Origin of the sequence: Roseateles sp. UC29_93 (assembly GCF_042695725.1) — a bacterium.
Lineage (GTDB): Bacteria > Pseudomonadota > Gammaproteobacteria > Burkholderiales > Burkholderiaceae_C > Roseateles > Roseateles noduli_A.
In genome coordinates this window covers 4,538,843-4,554,677 of the sequence record NZ_CP170545.1, presented here as the reverse complement: position 1 = coordinate 4,554,677, position 15,835 = coordinate 4,538,843, and the positions used below count along the sequence as shown (strand labels likewise).

Genomic DNA, 15,835 nt, shown 5'->3' with positions numbered 1-15,835 from the left:
GTCCTCCAGGGGAACGGAGTTCCGGGGTGGCGCGAGACGTCGGCGCCGGACAGACCATGCGGCAATCGGCGCTCCCGGGCAAGGGCGACGAAAAAGGCGACGAAAAAGGCGACGGCAATGGTGACGACAAAGGCGACGGCGCCTTGAAGCGGGTCAGCCCTCCGGAACCCGGTTCAACAACGGCTCCCCGCGCTCGAACGCGCTGAGGCTTTCCAGCGTCGTGGCCATGATCTGCCCGATGGCCTCGACGGTGAAGAAGGCCTGATGCCCGGTGACGATCACGTTCGGGAAGGACACCAGCCGCTGGATCACATCGTCGTGGATCACCGTCGAGGACAGGTCCTGGAAGAACAGGCTGGCCTCCTGCTCGTAGACGTCGATCGCCAGGCCGCCGAGCTGGCCCGTCTTCAGCGCCTGCGTCGCCGCCTCGGTGTCGACCAGGCCGCCGCGGCTCGTGTTCACCAGGATCGCACCGCGCTTGAGCTGCGCCAGCGAGTTCGCATCGACGATGTGACGCGTCTGTTCCGTCAGCGGGCAGTGCAGCGAGATCACGTCCGACCGGGCCATCAGCTCGGGCAACGGCACGTAGCGGCCGCCGAGTGCCTCGAACGCCGGCTTCGGGAACGCGTCGTGGCCCAGCATCGTGCAGCCGAAGCCCGCCATGATCCGCGCGAAGATCGTGCCGATCTTGCCCGTGCCGATCACCCCACCGTCTTGCCGTGCAGGTCGAAACCCATCAGGCCGTCGAGCTCGAAGTTGCCGTCCCGCGTGCGCACGCTGGCGCGGACGATCTTGCGGTTGACCGCCAGCAGCAGGCCGACGGCGAACTCGGCCACCGAGTACGGCGAGTAGTCGGTGACCCGCACGACCTCGATGCCCAGCCGGCGCGCGGCCGCCGCATCGATGTGATTGAAGCCGGTCGACCGCGTCGCCACCAGCAGCGTGCCCTGCGCCGCGAGCCGGGTCAGCACCTCGGCATCCACGGCGTCGTTGACGAACACGCACACCGCCTTGCATCCGGCGGCCAGCGCCGCCGTGTCGACGGTCAGCCGGTCCTGCACGAACACGAGCTCGTGGCCGATCTCCCGGTTCGCCTGCTGCAGCAGGGTCTGGTCGTATCGGCGGGTACTGAAGACGGCGGTTTTCATCGGGCCTGCTCCTTCCGTTCCATTGAAACATGAAGAAACGGTCGCGGAGCCGATCAGGTGAATGATGCGGGGGCGTGACGGTCTCCGTCGCGCCGGCTCGGCCAGGCCATGCCCGTCCCGTCCGGCAACGGCGTGATCGTCGGGCCAAGGGGTTGGCGTGCCATCGCAAGCGCTCCTACACTCAGCAGGCGTCCTTCGCCGGGTCACATCAGGGAGATCAACAGATGACCGAAGAGACCGCGCAGCCCGTCGTCCTTTTCGTGGATGACGAGCCGTCGATCCTGAGCGCGCTGCGTCGGCTGGTCCGACCGCAGGGCTATCGCGTGCTGCTGGCGCCGGGCGGTGCCGCCGGCCTGGAGATCCTGGCCACGGAGACCGTCGACGTGGTGGTCTCCGACATGCGCATGCCGGAGATGGATGGCGCCGAGTTCCTCGAACAGGTGCGCGAGCGCTGGCCGTCGGTCGGCCGCATCCTGCTCACCGGTTATGCCGACATCCAGGCCACGGTGGCCGCCGTGAACCGCGGCCAGATCCAGCGCCACATCGCCAAGCCCTGGGACGACCGCGAGCTGCTGCTGGCGATCGACGACGCGCTGGCGCGCCGCCGGCTCGAGGTGGAGAACCGCGCGCTGCTCCAGCTCACCAAGACCCAGAACGCGGAACTGCAGTCGCTCAATGCCGACCTCTCGCACCGCGTGCGCGCACGCACGCAGGAGCTGGAGCAGGTCAACGCCATGCTGGAGAAGTCCTTCGACCAGGTGAAGGAAACCTTCCTCCTGTCCATCCAGGTGTTCTCGGGTCTGCTGGAGTTGCGCGAAGGCGGACTGGCCGGCTACTCCCGGCAGGTCGCGGACCTGGCGCGGCGCACGGCGCGTCGCATGGGCCTGGGCCCGCGGGTCGAGGAGGACGTGCACAGCGCGGGCCTGCTGCACGAGATCGGCAAGATGGGCTTTCCGGACGCGCTGCTGCGCAAGCCGGTGTCGACGATGAACGCGGAAGAGATGGCGCGCTACCGGCGTCACACGCTCAACGGCGAGGCCGCCCTGCTCCCGCTGGGACACCTGCAGCATGTCGCGCGGCTGGTGCGCTCGCAGCACGAGCGCGTGGACGGCAAGGGCTTCCCGGACGGCCTGTCGGCGACGCGGTACCGCTGGCGGCGCAGGTCCTCAGCGTGGCCAGCGACTACTGCGCGGCGCACTCGGGCCGGATGGCCGAGCAGCACTTCTCCCCCGCCCAGGCCTTGCAACTCGTGCGCGGCGGCGCCGGCACGCGCTACGAGCCGGAAGTCGTCGAGGCCTTCGAACTGGCGCTGACCGACGAGCCGGAGGACAAGCCCCGCGATCGCCAGATCAGCCCGTCGGACGTCGAGCCGGGCATGGTGCTCGCGCGCGACCTGCTCACGCCCAAGGGCACGCTGCTGCTGGCGGCGGGGCATGTCTTCGACGGGCGGATGGTGCGACAGATCCGCGAGTTCGCCGGTCGCGAGGGCGCCCGGCTGGCGCTCTACGTCCGGTTGCCGGATGACGACGGCGCACCACGCCTGGCGGCGACCGCCGCCCAAGGAGCCTCCCATGGATGAACGCATCCTGATCGTGGATGACGAGCCCGGCATCCTGCATGCCCTGCATCGCCTGCTCCGGCATGGCCTGGCTGCCGCGGACGGCAGCCGCTACATCGTCGACGAGTGCGCCAACGGCGCGCTGGCGCTGGAACAGGCGCGGCGCCATCGCTACGCGCTGGCCATCTCCGACTACCGCATGCCGGAGATGAATGGCGTGGACTTCCTGACGGCGCTGCGCACGCTGCAGCCGGAGTGCGAGCGCATCATCCTGTCGGGCTACACCGACCTGAATGCGCTGGTCCGCGCCGTCAACGAGGCGGCCATCGCGCGTTTCATCGCCAAGCCCTGGGCCGACTTCGAGCTGCTCAGCGCGGTGCGGCAGGTGCTGCAGGTCCGCGAGCTGACGATCGAGAACCGCCGGCTGGCCGACCTCGTCCGCACGCAGCAGGGCCAGATCAGCGTGCAGGAGGCGGAGCTGCGCCGACTCGAGCGCCTGGAGCCCGGCATCACCCACGTCAACTGGGCCGAGGACGGCTCCTTCATCCTGGAAGATCCCGGAGAAGTGAAGCTATGAGCGCGCACATCGCAGCGCCCGAGGACACGGCGACCGGGCTGCCGGCCGGCTGGGCGATCGCCCTGGAAGCGGTGACGACGCCGATCCTCGTCCATGACGAGCAGTCCATCGTGCATGCCAATGCGGCCATGCTCCGACTGCTGGGCTACGACGCGCGGGCGCTGGCGGAGATGCCGTTCGACGCCTGGGCCGCGCCCGAGCAGCAGGCAGCGCTGCGGACCTACGGGCTGCAGGCCATCGGCGCGGAGGGTCCGCCGCCGGCGATCGAGATCGATGCCCTCACCGCGAGCGGCTCGACGCGGTCGCTCGAACTGAACGCGCGACCGATCGTGGTGCAGGGTCGCCGCCTGAATGTGCTCACGGTGCAGGATCTGAGCGACATCCGCCATGTGCAGACCAGCCTGCTGGATGTGGGACGCGTCCTGCACCAGATCATCGAGAACAACCCCGTGGCCAGCTTCGTGCTCGATGCCGAGCACCGGGTCACGCACTGGAATGCCGCCTGCAGCAAGCTCACCGGACGCGACCGCTTCGACATGCTGGGGCGACAGGACGCCTGGTCGGCCTTCTATGTGGAACAGCGCCCGCTGCTGGCCGACCTGATCATCGACGGCGCGATCGACGCGCACAACGGGCCGCTTTATGAGGGACGCTGCCGCCGTTCGGAGACGATCGACGACGCCTACGAGGTCGAGTCCTTCTTCCCACAGATGGACCAGGGCGGTCGCTGGCTGTTCTTCACCGCCGCGCCGCTGATGGACGCGAACGGGACCGTCATCGGCGCCATCGAGACGCTGCAGGACGTGACACAGCGTCGTCGCGCGGAAGAGGAATTGCGCCGCCATCGCGCCGAGCTGGAGGAACTGGTCAGCGAGCGCACCGCCGAACTGCTGCTGACGCACCATGAGCTGGAGGCCTTCCTGGAGAACGCTTCGGTGGGCATCGTCACCACGCTGAACCAGCGGATCGTGCGAGGCAATCGCAAGTTCAGCGAGACCTTCGAACTGGACGGCGCGTCGCCCAGCGGGATCCCGACGCGTTCCTTCTTCGTCAGCGACGAGGATTTCCAGTCGCTGGGCGCGGTCGCCTACCCGGTGCTCACGCGCGGCGAGTCCCTGCAGCACGAGATGGAGATGGTGTCCGCGCGCGGCCGGCGACTGTGGATCGAAATGATCGCGTATGTGGCCAACCCCCATGACCGCCTGGCGCAAACCTGGTGGCTGCTGCAGGACCGGAGCAAGGAGCGCCAGGTGCAGCGCGAACTGGAAGAGAACTACCGGCGCATCAAGTTGACCAACAGCCGGCTCGAAGAAGCCCAGAACCAGCTGCTGCAGTCCGAGAAGATGGCCTCGATCGGCCAGCTGGCCGCGGGCGTCGCGCACGAGATCAACAATCCGATCGGCTTCGTCAGTTCCAACATGAGCACCCTTCGGAGCTACGTGGAACCGATGTTCGAGCTGCTCGAGACGATGCAGGCGCTGACGCCCGGCGCCCTGCCCGAGTCCGTCGACCGCGCGCTGCGGGAACTGGACAAGCGCATCGATCTGGCCTTCGTGAAGGAGGACCTGCCGCAACTGCTCGACGAGAGCGACGACGGCCTGGTGCGCGTCAAGAAGATCGTGCAGGACCTGAAGGACTTCTCGCGGGTCGACCACGCGGAGTGGCAGGACGCCGACCTCAACGCCGGGCTCGACTCGACGCTCAATGTGGTCATGAACGAGGTCAAGTACAAGGCCGAGGTGAAGAAGGACTACGGCGTGCTGCCACCGGTGCGTTGCATCGCGGCGCAGTTGAACCAGGTCTTCATGAACCTGATCGTCAACGCCGCCCATGCGATCCCGCAGCGCGGCGAGATCCGCCTGCGCACGCGCGCGCAGGACGGGTGGGTGTGCGTGGAAGTGGAGGACACCGGGTGCGGCATGAGCGAAGAGGTCCGGCGCCGGATCTTCGAGCCCTTCTTCACCACCAAGCCGGTGGGCAAAGGCACCGGCCTGGGCCTGTCGCTGTCCTACTCCATCGTGCAGAAGCACGCGGGCCGGATCGAAGTGATCAGCGCTCCGGGCGAAGGGACGACCTTCCAGGTCTGGATACCGGAAACGCCCAGGGAAGACGCCACCGTGTCGTGACGATGTCCTGGCGGGACTGCCCCGCCTTCAGGTCCGCCTTCAGATACGCTTTCAGGCCGGCTCCGGTTCCCGCTCCTGCGTCAAGCGCTCGCGGATCACCGCATTGACCTCGGCGCCGTAGATCAGCGTCGTCGCGCTGATGTAGAGGAACACCAGCGTGGCGACCACGCCGGCGAAGCTGCCGTAGAGCAGCGCCAGCTTGCCCGCGCTGCGCAGCGTGTACGAGAGCGTCGCCGCCGACGCCACCCAGAGCGCCGCGCCGACGATGGCGCCGGGCAGCACGGTGCGCAGCCGCTGGCGGATGTCGGGCAGCCAGCCGTAGAGCAGCGCGTACAGCACCGTCAGCACCGGCAAGGCGACGCCGTAGCGCACGCTGTTGCGCAGCCAGAGCGTCTCGCGGCCCTTGCCGACGCTGTTCTCCAGCGCGTCCCACACATACGGCATGACGATGACGGAGCTGAAGATGGCGAGGATGCCACCGCCGACGATCAGCGTGAACAGCGTGACCTTGAGGCGCGCCCGCCAGAACGGCAGGCCCCGCTCGATGGCATAAGCGCGGTTCAGGGCGGTGCGCACCGCCTGCATGCCCGACGACGCCGTCCACAGCGTGACGAAGAGACCGATCGCCAGCAGCGCCTGGCTGCGCTGGGCCAGCACCTGGTTGACCACCGGCTGCAGCGCGCTGCGCACGAGCGGCGGCGCGTATTCCACGACGCGGCTCGCCAGCGCGGCCGCATCGCCGGGCGACCCGATGTAGGCCGCGCCCGCCGAGAGCAGCAGCAGCAACGGGAACATCGACAGCACCATCGAGAACGCCATGCTCCCCGCCTGGTTGGCGCTCTGATGCAGCACGTAGTTGCGGATGGCGAGCAGCAGGACGCCGAGGACGGGCGTGCGCACGGCAGCCCGCCGCGCCCACCGCCAGAACGCGGTCAGGCGCAGCATGCTTTGGACCGCTCAGATCGCGATGTCGGGTGGGCGGCGATACTCACGGTTTGAGGAGTTGATCGAAATTCACCGAACCATGCCGCAGAAGCTGCAGGTCTACCGGCTGCTGAAGTCTGGCGCCGTCGTGCCATTTGTCCAACTGGAGTTCCTCGGTGGCGCGACGCTGGAGCGCGATTCAGATGACGAAGGTCGCGTCACGCTCTATGACGGACTGCCCCCGTACATGAATTTCGCGGCGCCCTCGGGCTTCCTTGGCAAGCAGCTTGCCCATGAGCTTGCGCCGATGCACGACTTTCCCCAAAGCCTGTCCGAGTGGCGGGACGAGCATCGCATCACCTACTTGTTCACCCACGGTCTCAACCTCCCCGGCAACCTCGTGTTCGGCAACGCTTCCCTGCAGATGGACCTCGAGCTCCGGAAGGCAAGGCCGACACCGGTTCGAGAGAAGTCGCTCGCCTACCTGGACATGGCCTCAGCGCTGAAAGGCTCCGTCTATGGCCTTGGCGCTGGCGGCGAGCAGCCCAAGTTCCTCTGGCTCACCGAGGACGCCGGCCACGTGATCGTGAAGTTCGCCAAGCTGGGCAGCCGCATGGCGGAGCTGCTGCCGCTCGAGCACCTGGCCCTCCGATCGCTGGGCGAGGTGGGCGTGCCCGCCGCCCGCACGCAACTGCTGATCGCCGGCGACTACGTGTTCCTCGAGGTCCAGCGCTTCGATCGCGTGGGGCTCAACGGCCGCGTCGGCATGCTCTCGGCGGGCGCCGTCGATGACGAATTCTTCGGCAAGCGCGACAGCTGGTCGGAGTTCGCCGCGCGGTGCGTGGCGGCGAAGTCCCTTTCTGCCGAGGACGCCCGCCACGTGCACACCATGGCCGCCTTCAGCGAGCTGATCGGCAACGGCGATCGGCACTTCGAGAACCTCTCGCTGCTCATCGACGAGCGCGGCGAATACCAGGGCATCGCGCCCGCCTACGACATCCTGCCCATGCGATACGCTTCCATCGGCGGCGGCGTGGATCCGGATCTTCGCCCGATCGAGCCGAAGGTCGGCCCGATCGGCGCCCGGCCCGAGGTCTGGGAGCGGGCCGCCCGCGCGGCGCAACGCTTCTGGACCGCGGCCCAGACCGAGACCCTGGCCGCGCCGCTGTCGGACGAGATGAAGGCACTCGCCGCCGAGAACCTGACGGCGGTCTGGGAGTTCGTCGCCCCTCTGGTTCCCGCTCATTCGGCCGCCGCCATCGGCGGGCGATGAGCCCACGCTCAAGGCATTCATGAAAGCACCCCCGCGACTCCTATCCCTGATCGAGGAAGGCCTGATCGACACCGTCGTGCGTCAGCTGATGAGCGGCAAGGAGGCGCTGGTCTACGTGGTGCGCTGCGGCGACGAGACCCGCTGCGCCAAGATCTACAAGGAGGCCACGCAGCGCAGCTTCCGGCAGGCCGTGGACTACACCGAGAACCGCAAGACCAAGAACAGCCGGCAGGCGCGGGCGATGGCCAAGGGCACGAAGTTCGGACGCCAGGCCCAGGAGGCCGCGTGGCAGAACGCCGAGGTCGACGCGCTGTATCGTCTGGCCGGCGCCGGCGTGCGCGTGCCGCAGCCCTACAACTTCATGGACGGCGTGCTGCTGATGGAACTCGTCGTGGACGAGCACGGCGATGCGGCGCCGCGGCTCAACGACGTCATGTTCACCGCCGAGGAAGCCCGCACCCATCACCGGAGCCTGCTGGGTGAAGTGGTGCGCATGCTCGGCGCGGGCGTGGTCCACGGCGACCTGTCCGAGTTCAACATCCTGCTGGCCGGCGACGGCCCCGTGATCATCGACCTGCCGCAGGCCGTGGACGCCGCCGGCAACAACCACGCCAAGCGCATGCTGCTGCGCGACGTCAACAACCTGCGCGACTTCTTCGGCGGCTTTGCCCCGGACCTGCTGAGTACCGAATACGGGCACGAGATCTGGGCCCTGTATGAGAGCGGCAGCCTCACGCCCGACACGCCGCTGACCGGTCGTTTCAAGCATGCGGCCGGTCCCGTCGACCTCGGCGAAGTGATTCGCGAGATCGATGACGCGGCGGACGAGGAAGCCGCGCGGCGTTTGCGGATGCTCAGTTCCTGACGGCCCGGAGCGCCGCCGTGATCGCATCCCGGATCGGAAACAGGTGGTCGTTGCCGTTGAACTCCGCATCCGGGCTGTTGCCGGTATGCACGATCACGACCTTCGCCGTCGGATCCACGAAGATGTTCTGCCCGTTCGTCCCCCAGGCGAAAGAACGCCCGCCCGCCGCCTGCGGGATCCAGACGTGCAGGCCGTAGAACGGCACGTTCGCGGGCTGGGGCTTGTCCTTGCGCAACGCGGTCATCTGCGCGATCCAGGCCTGGGGCACGACCTGACGCTCGCCCACGCGGCCGAGGTTCATGATCAGCTGCCCCAGTCGGGCGTAATCCCGCAAGGTGGCGACGAACTGCCCTTGCACGCCCTCCTGCCCCGCCCGGTTCTTGATCCAGTAGGCGGGTGACTCGGCGCCCATCGGCCCCCACAGGCGCGTGGACAGGTAGTCGGTATTGCTCACGCCGGTGCGCGCGCTCAGCATCAGGCCGAGCACGGCCGTCACCGCGCCGTTGTAGTTGAAGACCTTGCCGGCCGGATCCTTGTCCTTCTTGCCCGCCAGATAGACGCGCATGTCGGTGAAGGGCTCGATCATCGGATTCGTGGTCTGGTTGTCCGAGACCTCGCCGGGCCGGAAGGAGTTCTTCAGCGCCACGCCCGAGCTCATGCGCAACAGGTCTTCGACGCTGTCGTCGGCGAAGGCACTGTCGCGGAAGTCGGGCAGCACCGTCGCGACGCGCTCGTCCAGGGACAGCCGGCCCTCGTCGATCGCGATGCCGATCAGCAGCGCGAGGACGGTCTTGGACATCGACGCGGACAGCAGCGCCGTCGACGGCTTCGCCTGCTGGAGGTAACGTTCGAACACGACCTGACCCTCGTGCATCACGAGGAATCCGGTGGTGCAGAACCTGCCGAAGTAGTCCTCGAGCGGGACGGCTGTCGCCGCGCCGCGCGGCTTGTACGCCACCGCGCCCAATGGCGTCCCCGCGGGCAAGGCCTGCGGGACGGCGGCGGCCGGCGCCTCGTTGTGGAGAAAGCGCTTCTGGGGATCGACGTAGACGCCCAGGCAGCCAGAGGCCGCCTGCGCGTGCGCGACGCCGCCCAGCGCGACGATCAGGATCGCGATCACGTGATGCAGCGCGGGGCCTCGCTGCGGTCGCCAAGGTTGAAGCTGCATCATTTGTCGCGATCGTAGCTGCCGGTGCCAATGTAGACGGACCGACTGTCGCCGTCGACGGGGAAGCTGAGCAGCCGCTCCTTGTGGCCGTCGTCGTACTCGAGCGTGATCGCGAAGCCGTCCAATTGATATCTGCCGCGGCGACTCGCGCCATCGTCCTTCGTGCGCGTGCCGCTGCTGACCCCGACCGTTCCCAGCCCCGTGCCGACGGTGCTGCTGCCCGTGCTGCTGCTGCCCTTGCCGTCGCCATGCGACGACCCCGCGACCACGGTGCCCGTGATCGCCTGCAGGCTGCCCGTGCCGGAGGTCGCGCTGAAGCTGCGCTCGAAGCGCCCGTCCTTCGTGAAGCGGATGCCGTGCGTGGCCGACGTGCCGCCGGTGATCATGCTGCCGGTGAAGCTGCGCCGGCTGAAGCTGCCGTCCAGTCGCGCATCCTTCGGCCAGGGCCGCACCGCCTCGTGGCCCTCGGGCTTCCAGTCGCCGACGGGTCGACCGTCGTCGTCCTGCGCCTGCATGGCGTAACCCTTGCCGGCGCTGCGCCAACGCCCCCCAGCGCTGCGGCTCGAGCTGGCGCGACGCGGCGACGTCGAGCTGATCGGGCGGCATCTCGGTGCGGCGGTAGACGCTGCCGTCCCGCAGCAGGAAGCGCACGTCCTCCTCCCAGCGGGTGCCGTTGATGTTGTTGGCTTCGCCGTGGATCACGACGGCCGCCAGGTCCTTGTCGCCCAGGCCCTTGCCGGGCGCGGTCGACACGCGCTGCAGCGACACCGTCTTGCGCGCCAGCGGCGTCTGCGCCAACGGCGACGGTGTCAGGCCCGACGCATCGTTGACGAGCGCGGCATCGGCGAGGTCCATCGACAAGCGGTTCAGCGAGGTGACCACACCGCGCAGCACCACCTCCTTGCCAAGCCACGATTCGGCGTTGAACTTCAGGTGGATGACCTGCTCGCCGATCCGGTCGCCCTGCTCCTGCACAAGATGGAAGTTTTCGGGACGGCTCATGTCGCGCGCCACCCGGCCCTTGACGTAGACCAGCCCGAGCTTGCGCCGGGCGGCTTCCTCGGAGATCACGAGCCAGTTGCCGCGCTGCTCCGTCAGGGCGATCACCTGGCTGGGCAGCAAGACCTGGCCCCGGGCGGGTTCGGCGGCCACGGGGAGCGGGGTGATCGGCATCACGAGATTGGCCTGCACGATCGCGCGCGTTACGGCGCCCGCCTGCGGATAGCGCGCGTCGACGTCCTTGCCGCCGCCCTGCCACTCGCGCGCAAGCGTGGCGCAGGCTTGCGGGTCGCTCAGCACGCGCTGGCGCATGGGCTCGACGAGCTTGTCCCAGGGCGCATCGCCACTGCGCCGCTGCATCATGCGGGTGAGCACCACCCGCATCGGGGCGATCTGGTAGCGCCCGCGCCAGACGACCCACGCGTCCCGCATCGGCGTGACGGAGGGGGCGCCGATCTCCTGGCACGCGTTGATCGCGGCTTCGGACATCACGTCGAAGCTCACGGCCTCGACGAGCTGACTCATGGCGGCGGCATCGGTGACCAGGCTCTTCGCGTCGGGCGCGGCCTGGGCAGGACTGGCGATCAGCGCGGCCGCACAGGCGACGGCAAAAGCGGCAGTGGCACAGGCGACGGCCAGCGCGGATCGGAGAGTCTGGAAACACATGCGATCGGATCCGGAAATTCGGAGGACCGCATCCTGCCCGCGTCCGGCGTCCCGGGCCACGGCCCGGACGGGGAAGCGTCGGTGAGGGACTTGACGCGCTGCGCGGGAACGCCTTGCCGGGCGTCCTTCGCTCACGCCGTCTGGATCGACGGCTCGCAGAGCACCGGGAAGTTCAGCGAGTTGGCGATGAAGCACTGCTCGTGCGCGTCGTGGTGCAGGCGCTGGGCGAGCTCGACATCGTCACCCGCCCGCACGGTGACGCGCGGGCGCAGGACGATCTGCGTGAAGCGCCCCTTCTCGCCTTCCACCATCGTGCCCTCGGCCTCGTCCACGTAGGCGAGCACGGCGATGCCGGCTTCGGCGCAGAGGTGGAGGTACCAGAGCTTGTGACAGGCGCTGGTGGAAGCCACCAGCAGGTCCTCGGGATTCCAGCGGGTCCTGTCCCCGAGGAAGGCCGGATCGGACGATCCCAGGATCGGCGCCTTGTCCGGCGCCTCGATCGCATGGTCGCGGCGGTAGGCCTTGTAGCCCGACGTGCCGCTGCCCTGGTTGCCGGTCCACGTCACGGTGACGTGGTAGTGGTGTTCCCGATGTCCCATGGTGGGGGGCTCCTGTTGGTCATCCCGAGTCGACAACTGTGGCGACAGGACAGAAGGATCAGCCACGTCGCGCACGGCGGGCCGATTCTCTCCGACGGCAGGAAGCCCCCTCAAGGGCGGCGAGGAACGACTCGCCGATCAGCCGCGCGCCGCCTGCCGACGCCGCCTGCCGATCAGCCCCAGCAGCGCGAGGCCGCCCAGGCTCATCGCCGCGGTCGCGGGCTCGGGGATGGGCGGCGGGACCGCGAACGGTGTCGCGGCCAGCATCACGTTGCCGGCCACCGCGATCCCTTGGTAGATGGCGACGCTGGTGTACGGCAGGTTGAGCACCGAGGCATTCAAGTCGCCCGTGCCCAGGAAGTTCTGACCGTCGCCCATGATGACGAGCTGGAAGTTGTGCTCCAACTCGATCGAGCTGTGCCGGAAATCGATCCGGTCGGCCTCATGCTGCAACGGGGCATTGCAGCTGGAGACGCCGGGGGCGAAGCAGTAGTCGTAGTCGTTGTAGACGACCACCTGCCCGTCGGTCCAGGTGACGGTGCCGAGTTCCGCGCTGCTGAAGGTGATGGTGATGCCGCTGTACAGCAGCCGTTGCCCCTCGTCGAACTGGCCCCGGATGTCCACGGCCGAACTGGCCGTGGCGAAGTCGTAGGTGATCTGCCCCGCGACCCAGCGGGTCGCTTCTGGCGGCTGGCCGCCGAAGTAGAAGGTGGAGGTCTGCGCGAACGCCTGACCGGTCGCAGCCAGGCACAGCGCGCCAACCGCCAATGCGGCCTTCGAGAGACGACAGCTCATGAGTTTCTCCGGGTGGGTGGATCTTCCCGGACCCTCGCCGATCCACGCTGTCGCCGCAATCCCTAGGTGGCCCTCGTCAGAGTGATGCAGGTGCACGTCGAAACGATGCGTCTGAGGTCACTCGTCATTCGCCGACAACCACATCTCCCTCCTGCGTTCCTGAAAGCGCCGTGAGATAGGCCAACTCCAGGCTGCGCGTGAAGGCCGGCGTGTCGAACAGTGGCGCCGAGTCGCGATTCGCTCGCAGGCGATTGCGCAGCTCGTTGAGCCTGTTGGCCTCGGTCGCGAGCGCCACCGCGGTGTCGATGTATTCGTCCCGCGTGCTCATCACCAGTTCAGGCATGCCCACGGCATGCAGCAGGCTGGACGCCATCCGGCCGGCGAAGGACTGCCCTGCCTGCGTCAGCACCGGCAGGCCCATCCACAGCGCGTCGCTGGCCGTCGTGCCGGCGTTGTACGGGAGCGTGTCGAGGAAGAGGTCCGCCGACGCCAGTCGAGCGAGATAGGTCTCGCGATCGCATCGACTCGCGAAGACCAGTCGATCCGGTGCGAGGCCAAGCTCCGCGGCATGGCTGCGGAGGTTGCGGATGGCCTCGTCCCCCTCGGCCAGCAGCCAGAGCACCGAGCCAGGCACGCGCTCGAGGATCCGCGCCCACGCCGCAAACATCGATGGCGTCAGCTTCGCCGGGTTGTTGAAGCAGCAGAACACGAACGCATCCTCGGGCAGCCCCGCAGCGGCGCGCTGCCCACCGGCCGGGGGCCTCGGGCGTTGTCGATCATTGGCCTGGTACGACGGCAGGATCAGCAGCTTCTCATCGAAGAAGCTGCGGGTCCGATCGTCGACGAGCTGCGGGTCCGCGACGACGTAGTCGTACAGCCCGGATCCCGAGGTCCCGAGATAGCCCAGATAGAGCACCTGCACCGGTGCGATCCGGCTCGCGAAGATCGCGTTGCGGGAGTTGTCGGTGTAGCCCGTCAGGTCGACGGCGACGTCGATGGACAGTTCGCGGCAGATCTGGACGATCTGCTCATCGGTCTGGTGCTGGACATCGATGAACGCATCGACGCCGGCGCGCAGCCGGCGCTGCATGGGATCGTCGCTGGCGCGGCCGTAGTGGAGGATCGCGACGTCGAAGACCTGCCGGTCATGAAGCTCCAGCACCTCCGCGATCAGGTAGGCGACGGGGTGACTGTGGAAGTCGCGAGAGACGTAGGCGATGCGGATCTTGCGCCCCGTCGGGAAGCCCAGCGCCCGCGGACCCGGCTGCGGTCGCGGCAGCGTCTGTGCCGCCCAGGTTCTCGCCGCGCGCTGCTGCAGCGCCGGATCGTCCGTCAGGTGTTGGACGATCAGCGGCTGCGCGACGGGTTCGCCCGCTTCGACGCGCGTCAAGAGTTCTTGTCGGTCCTGCGCATGGCGGCGCCAATCGAAGAGATGCATTGCGGCGTACAGCCTCAGGCCCGCCAGCCACGTCGTGTGCGGCGCCCGCTCGATCGCCGCATCGAAGTCCGCCACGGCCAGCGAGAACCTCCTGGCCCGGAGATGCAGGTTCGCGCGATTCTGAAGCGGCGCGGCGAGCTGCGGGTCCGCTTCGATCGCGTTGCCGAAGGCTTCCAGCGCGCCGTCGAGTGACCCGGCCTTGCGAAGCGCCATCCCCTTCAGGTTCTGGGCGACGGCATGACCAGGAGCGCCGCGTTCGAATCGATCGGCTTGCTGGAGGGCGGCGTCCAACTCGCCCGCAGTGATCAACTGGTCGATCAACGCCAGACGGAAGGTGTCGCGCTGGGGATCGTGCTCGATGGCGAGCTCGATGGCCATCCGCGCCGAGTCCGCGGCGCCGAGGTCCCGGTAGGCCAGACTCAGGCCGTGGAACGCCTTCGCATAGGTCGGCTGCAGGCCGACGGCCCGTTCGAACGCGTCCAGGGCCGCCTGGGGCTGACCAAGCTCCCGCAAGGTCACGCCCCAGTTGTGGAAGAGCACGGCATCCTGGCTGCCCGCCTCGGCCAGGGCGCGGTAACGCGTCGCCGCGTCCTGCCACAGGCCCCGGTCGACCAGGGCGTCGGCCGCCTCTCTCTCCCGGAGAGCCTTGGTGCCCTGATCGTCCTTGTGACCCTTGCCGCCCGCGAGCGCCTGTTGCTTCTGCTTGCTCAACGCGAGCCCCTCCCCGAAAGCTGGTGAGGGAATCTTAGAGGGGAACTCATAAGCACCTGCGCATCCCTTCGTAGGCAGCCGGCTCCGCCTCGGCGATCCTGGCGTCGACCTTTGCCGTGTGCTCTACCGAGCATCTTCAAGCCCGGGAGTCCCGCCTCCCGGGCTCTTTCTCGTCCCTGACCGACATGACCATCCGACGTCACGCCCTCTTCGTGTTCACCGGCATTGCCGCCCTGCTCTTCTCCGGCGCGAGCCGCGCCGAGGAGATCATCAGGATCGCCGTCACCAACGGCCCGCATGCGCAGATCGCCGAGGTCGCGAAGAAGGTCGCCGCTCGCGACGGTCTCACGCTCCAGATCGTCGAGTTCTCCGACTACGTGCAGCCCAACGCCGCGCTCGACGCCGGCGACGTGCAGGCCAACAGCTACCAGCACCTGCCCTTCCTGCAGTCGCAGATCCAGGCGCGCGGCTACCAGCTCAGCGCGGTCGGCGTCACGGTCACGGCGCCGCTGGGCTTCTACTCGAAACGCGTCAAGCGGCTCGATCAGCTGGCGACCGGTGCCCGCGTCGCCATCCCCGAACGATCCGACCAACAGCGGCCGCGCGCTGCAACTGCTGCACAAGGCCGGCGTCATCACGCTGAAGGCGGGCGCTGGCATCTCGGCCACGACGCTCGACATCGCCGCGAACCCGCGCAAGCTGCAGATCGTCCAGGTCGACGCCGCGCAGTTGCCGCGCACGCTGGACGATGTCGACGCCAGCGCGATCAACACCAACTACGCGGTGCAGGCCGGGCTCGTCCCGAGACGCGATGCGATCGCGATCGAGGACGCGAAGAGCCCCTACGCCAACCTCATCGCCGTGCGGACGCAGGACAAGGACCGCCCCTGGGTGCCGAAGCTGGTCCGGGCGTTCCAGTCGCCCGAGGTCCGGCAGTTCGTCGCGGAGCGTTTCGCGGACTCGCTCGTCGTCGCGTTCTGAGCCGGCT

The 15,835-nt window shown here is 68.3% G+C and carries 11 protein-coding genes and 3 pseudogenes; 7 read left to right on the top strand and 7 right to left on the bottom strand.

The window, feature by feature from the left end; genetic code table 11:
* Nucleotides 1-153 precede the first annotated feature (153 nt).
* Both ACFJIX_RS21305 and ACFJIX_RS21300 read right to left on the bottom strand, forming a co-directional pair.
* A pseudogene (locus ACFJIX_RS21305) lies at nt 154-711 on the bottom strand (NAD(P)-dependent oxidoreductase); the annotation flags it as partial.
* Nucleotides 702-1,148: a hypothetical protein gene (locus ACFJIX_RS21300; protein ID WP_377154629.1), complete on the bottom strand. Its 447-nt coding sequence runs from the start codon at nt 1,146-1,148 to the stop codon at nt 702-704. The gene ACFJIX_RS21300 and the pseudogene ACFJIX_RS21305, both read right to left, overlap by 10 nt.
* Nucleotides 1,149-1,372: 224 nt before the next feature.
* On the opposite strand from ACFJIX_RS21300, the pseudogene ACFJIX_RS21295 reads away from it, so the two are divergent.
* From ACFJIX_RS21295 to ACFJIX_RS21280, 4 genes and pseudogenes are all read left to right on the top strand, one after another.
* Nucleotides 1,373-2,376, top strand: a pseudogene (locus ACFJIX_RS21295) (HD domain-containing phosphohydrolase); the annotation flags it as partial.
* Nucleotides 2,377-2,388: 12 nt separating this feature from the next.
* Complete coding sequence (locus ACFJIX_RS21290; RefSeq protein ID WP_377162103.1) at nt 2,389-2,727, top strand: hypothetical protein; 339 nt, start codon at nt 2,389-2,391, stop codon at nt 2,725-2,727.
* Nucleotides 2,720-3,283: a response regulator gene (locus ACFJIX_RS21285; RefSeq protein WP_377154627.1), complete on the top strand. Its 564-nt coding sequence runs from the start codon at nt 2,720-2,722 to the stop codon at nt 3,281-3,283. The genes ACFJIX_RS21290 and ACFJIX_RS21285 overlap by 8 nt, the downstream gene beginning before the upstream one ends.
* The gene (locus ACFJIX_RS21280) at nt 3,280-5,409 is read left to right on the top strand and encodes an ATP-binding protein (RefSeq protein ID WP_377154625.1); all 2,130 of its coding nucleotides are present in this window, start codon (nt 3,280-3,282) and stop codon (nt 5,407-5,409) included. Before ACFJIX_RS21285 ends, ACFJIX_RS21280 begins: the two co-directional genes overlap by 4 nt.
* Before the next feature lie 51 nt (nt 5,410-5,460).
* Here the strand turns inward: ACFJIX_RS21280 and ACFJIX_RS21275 are convergent, their stop codons facing one another.
* Nucleotides 5,461-6,354 carry a YihY/virulence factor BrkB family protein gene (locus tag ACFJIX_RS21275; RefSeq protein ID WP_377154623.1) on the bottom strand — a complete coding sequence of 298 codons (894 nt, stop codon included), beginning with the start codon at nt 6,352-6,354 and terminating at the stop codon, nt 5,461-5,463.
* 79 nt (nt 6,355-6,433) lie between these two features.
* On the opposite strand from ACFJIX_RS21275, the gene ACFJIX_RS21270 reads away from it, so the two are divergent.
* Both ACFJIX_RS21270 and ACFJIX_RS21265 read left to right on the top strand, forming a co-directional pair.
* On the top strand, nt 6,434-7,606 hold the full coding sequence (locus ACFJIX_RS21270; protein ID WP_377154621.1) for a HipA domain-containing protein: 1,173 nt from the start codon (nt 6,434-6,436) through the stop codon (nt 7,604-7,606).
* A 19-nt stretch (nt 7,607-7,625) separates the two neighbouring features.
* Entirely contained in the window at nt 7,626-8,471 is an 846-nt protein-coding gene (locus ACFJIX_RS21265) for a PA4780 family RIO1-like protein kinase (protein ID WP_377154619.1), read from the top strand.
* Here ACFJIX_RS21265 and ACFJIX_RS21260 read toward each other — a convergent pair.
* The 4 genes from ACFJIX_RS21260 to ACFJIX_RS21245 all read right to left on the bottom strand — a co-directional run bounded on the left by ACFJIX_RS21260 (nt 8,461) and on the right by ACFJIX_RS21245 (nt 14,847).
* Entirely contained in the window at nt 8,461-11,304 is a 2,844-nt protein-coding gene (locus ACFJIX_RS21260; protein WP_377154617.1) for a serine hydrolase, read from the bottom strand. The genes ACFJIX_RS21265 and ACFJIX_RS21260 overlap by 11 nt on opposite strands.
* A gap of 131 nt (nt 11,305-11,435) precedes the next feature.
* On the bottom strand, nt 11,436-11,903 hold the full coding sequence (locus ACFJIX_RS21255; protein ID WP_377154615.1) for an OsmC family protein: 468 nt from the start codon (nt 11,901-11,903) through the stop codon (nt 11,436-11,438).
* 138 nt (nt 11,904-12,041) lie between these two features.
* A complete protein-coding gene (locus tag ACFJIX_RS21250; RefSeq protein WP_377154613.1) occupies nt 12,042-12,698 on the bottom strand; it encodes a PEP-CTERM sorting domain-containing protein in 657 nt (218 codons plus the stop codon).
* A 124-nt stretch (nt 12,699-12,822) separates the two neighbouring features.
* Nucleotides 12,823-14,847, bottom strand: coding sequence for a tetratricopeptide repeat protein (locus tag ACFJIX_RS21245; RefSeq protein WP_377154611.1), 2,025 nt, complete (start codon nt 14,845-14,847; stop codon nt 12,823-12,825).
* Nucleotides 14,848-15,032: 185 nt separating this feature from the next.
* On the opposite strand from ACFJIX_RS21245, the pseudogene ACFJIX_RS21240 reads away from it, so the two are divergent.
* Nucleotides 15,033-15,828: pseudogene (locus ACFJIX_RS21240) on the top strand (MetQ/NlpA family ABC transporter substrate-binding protein).
* Nucleotides 15,829-15,835 lie beyond the last annotated feature (7 nt).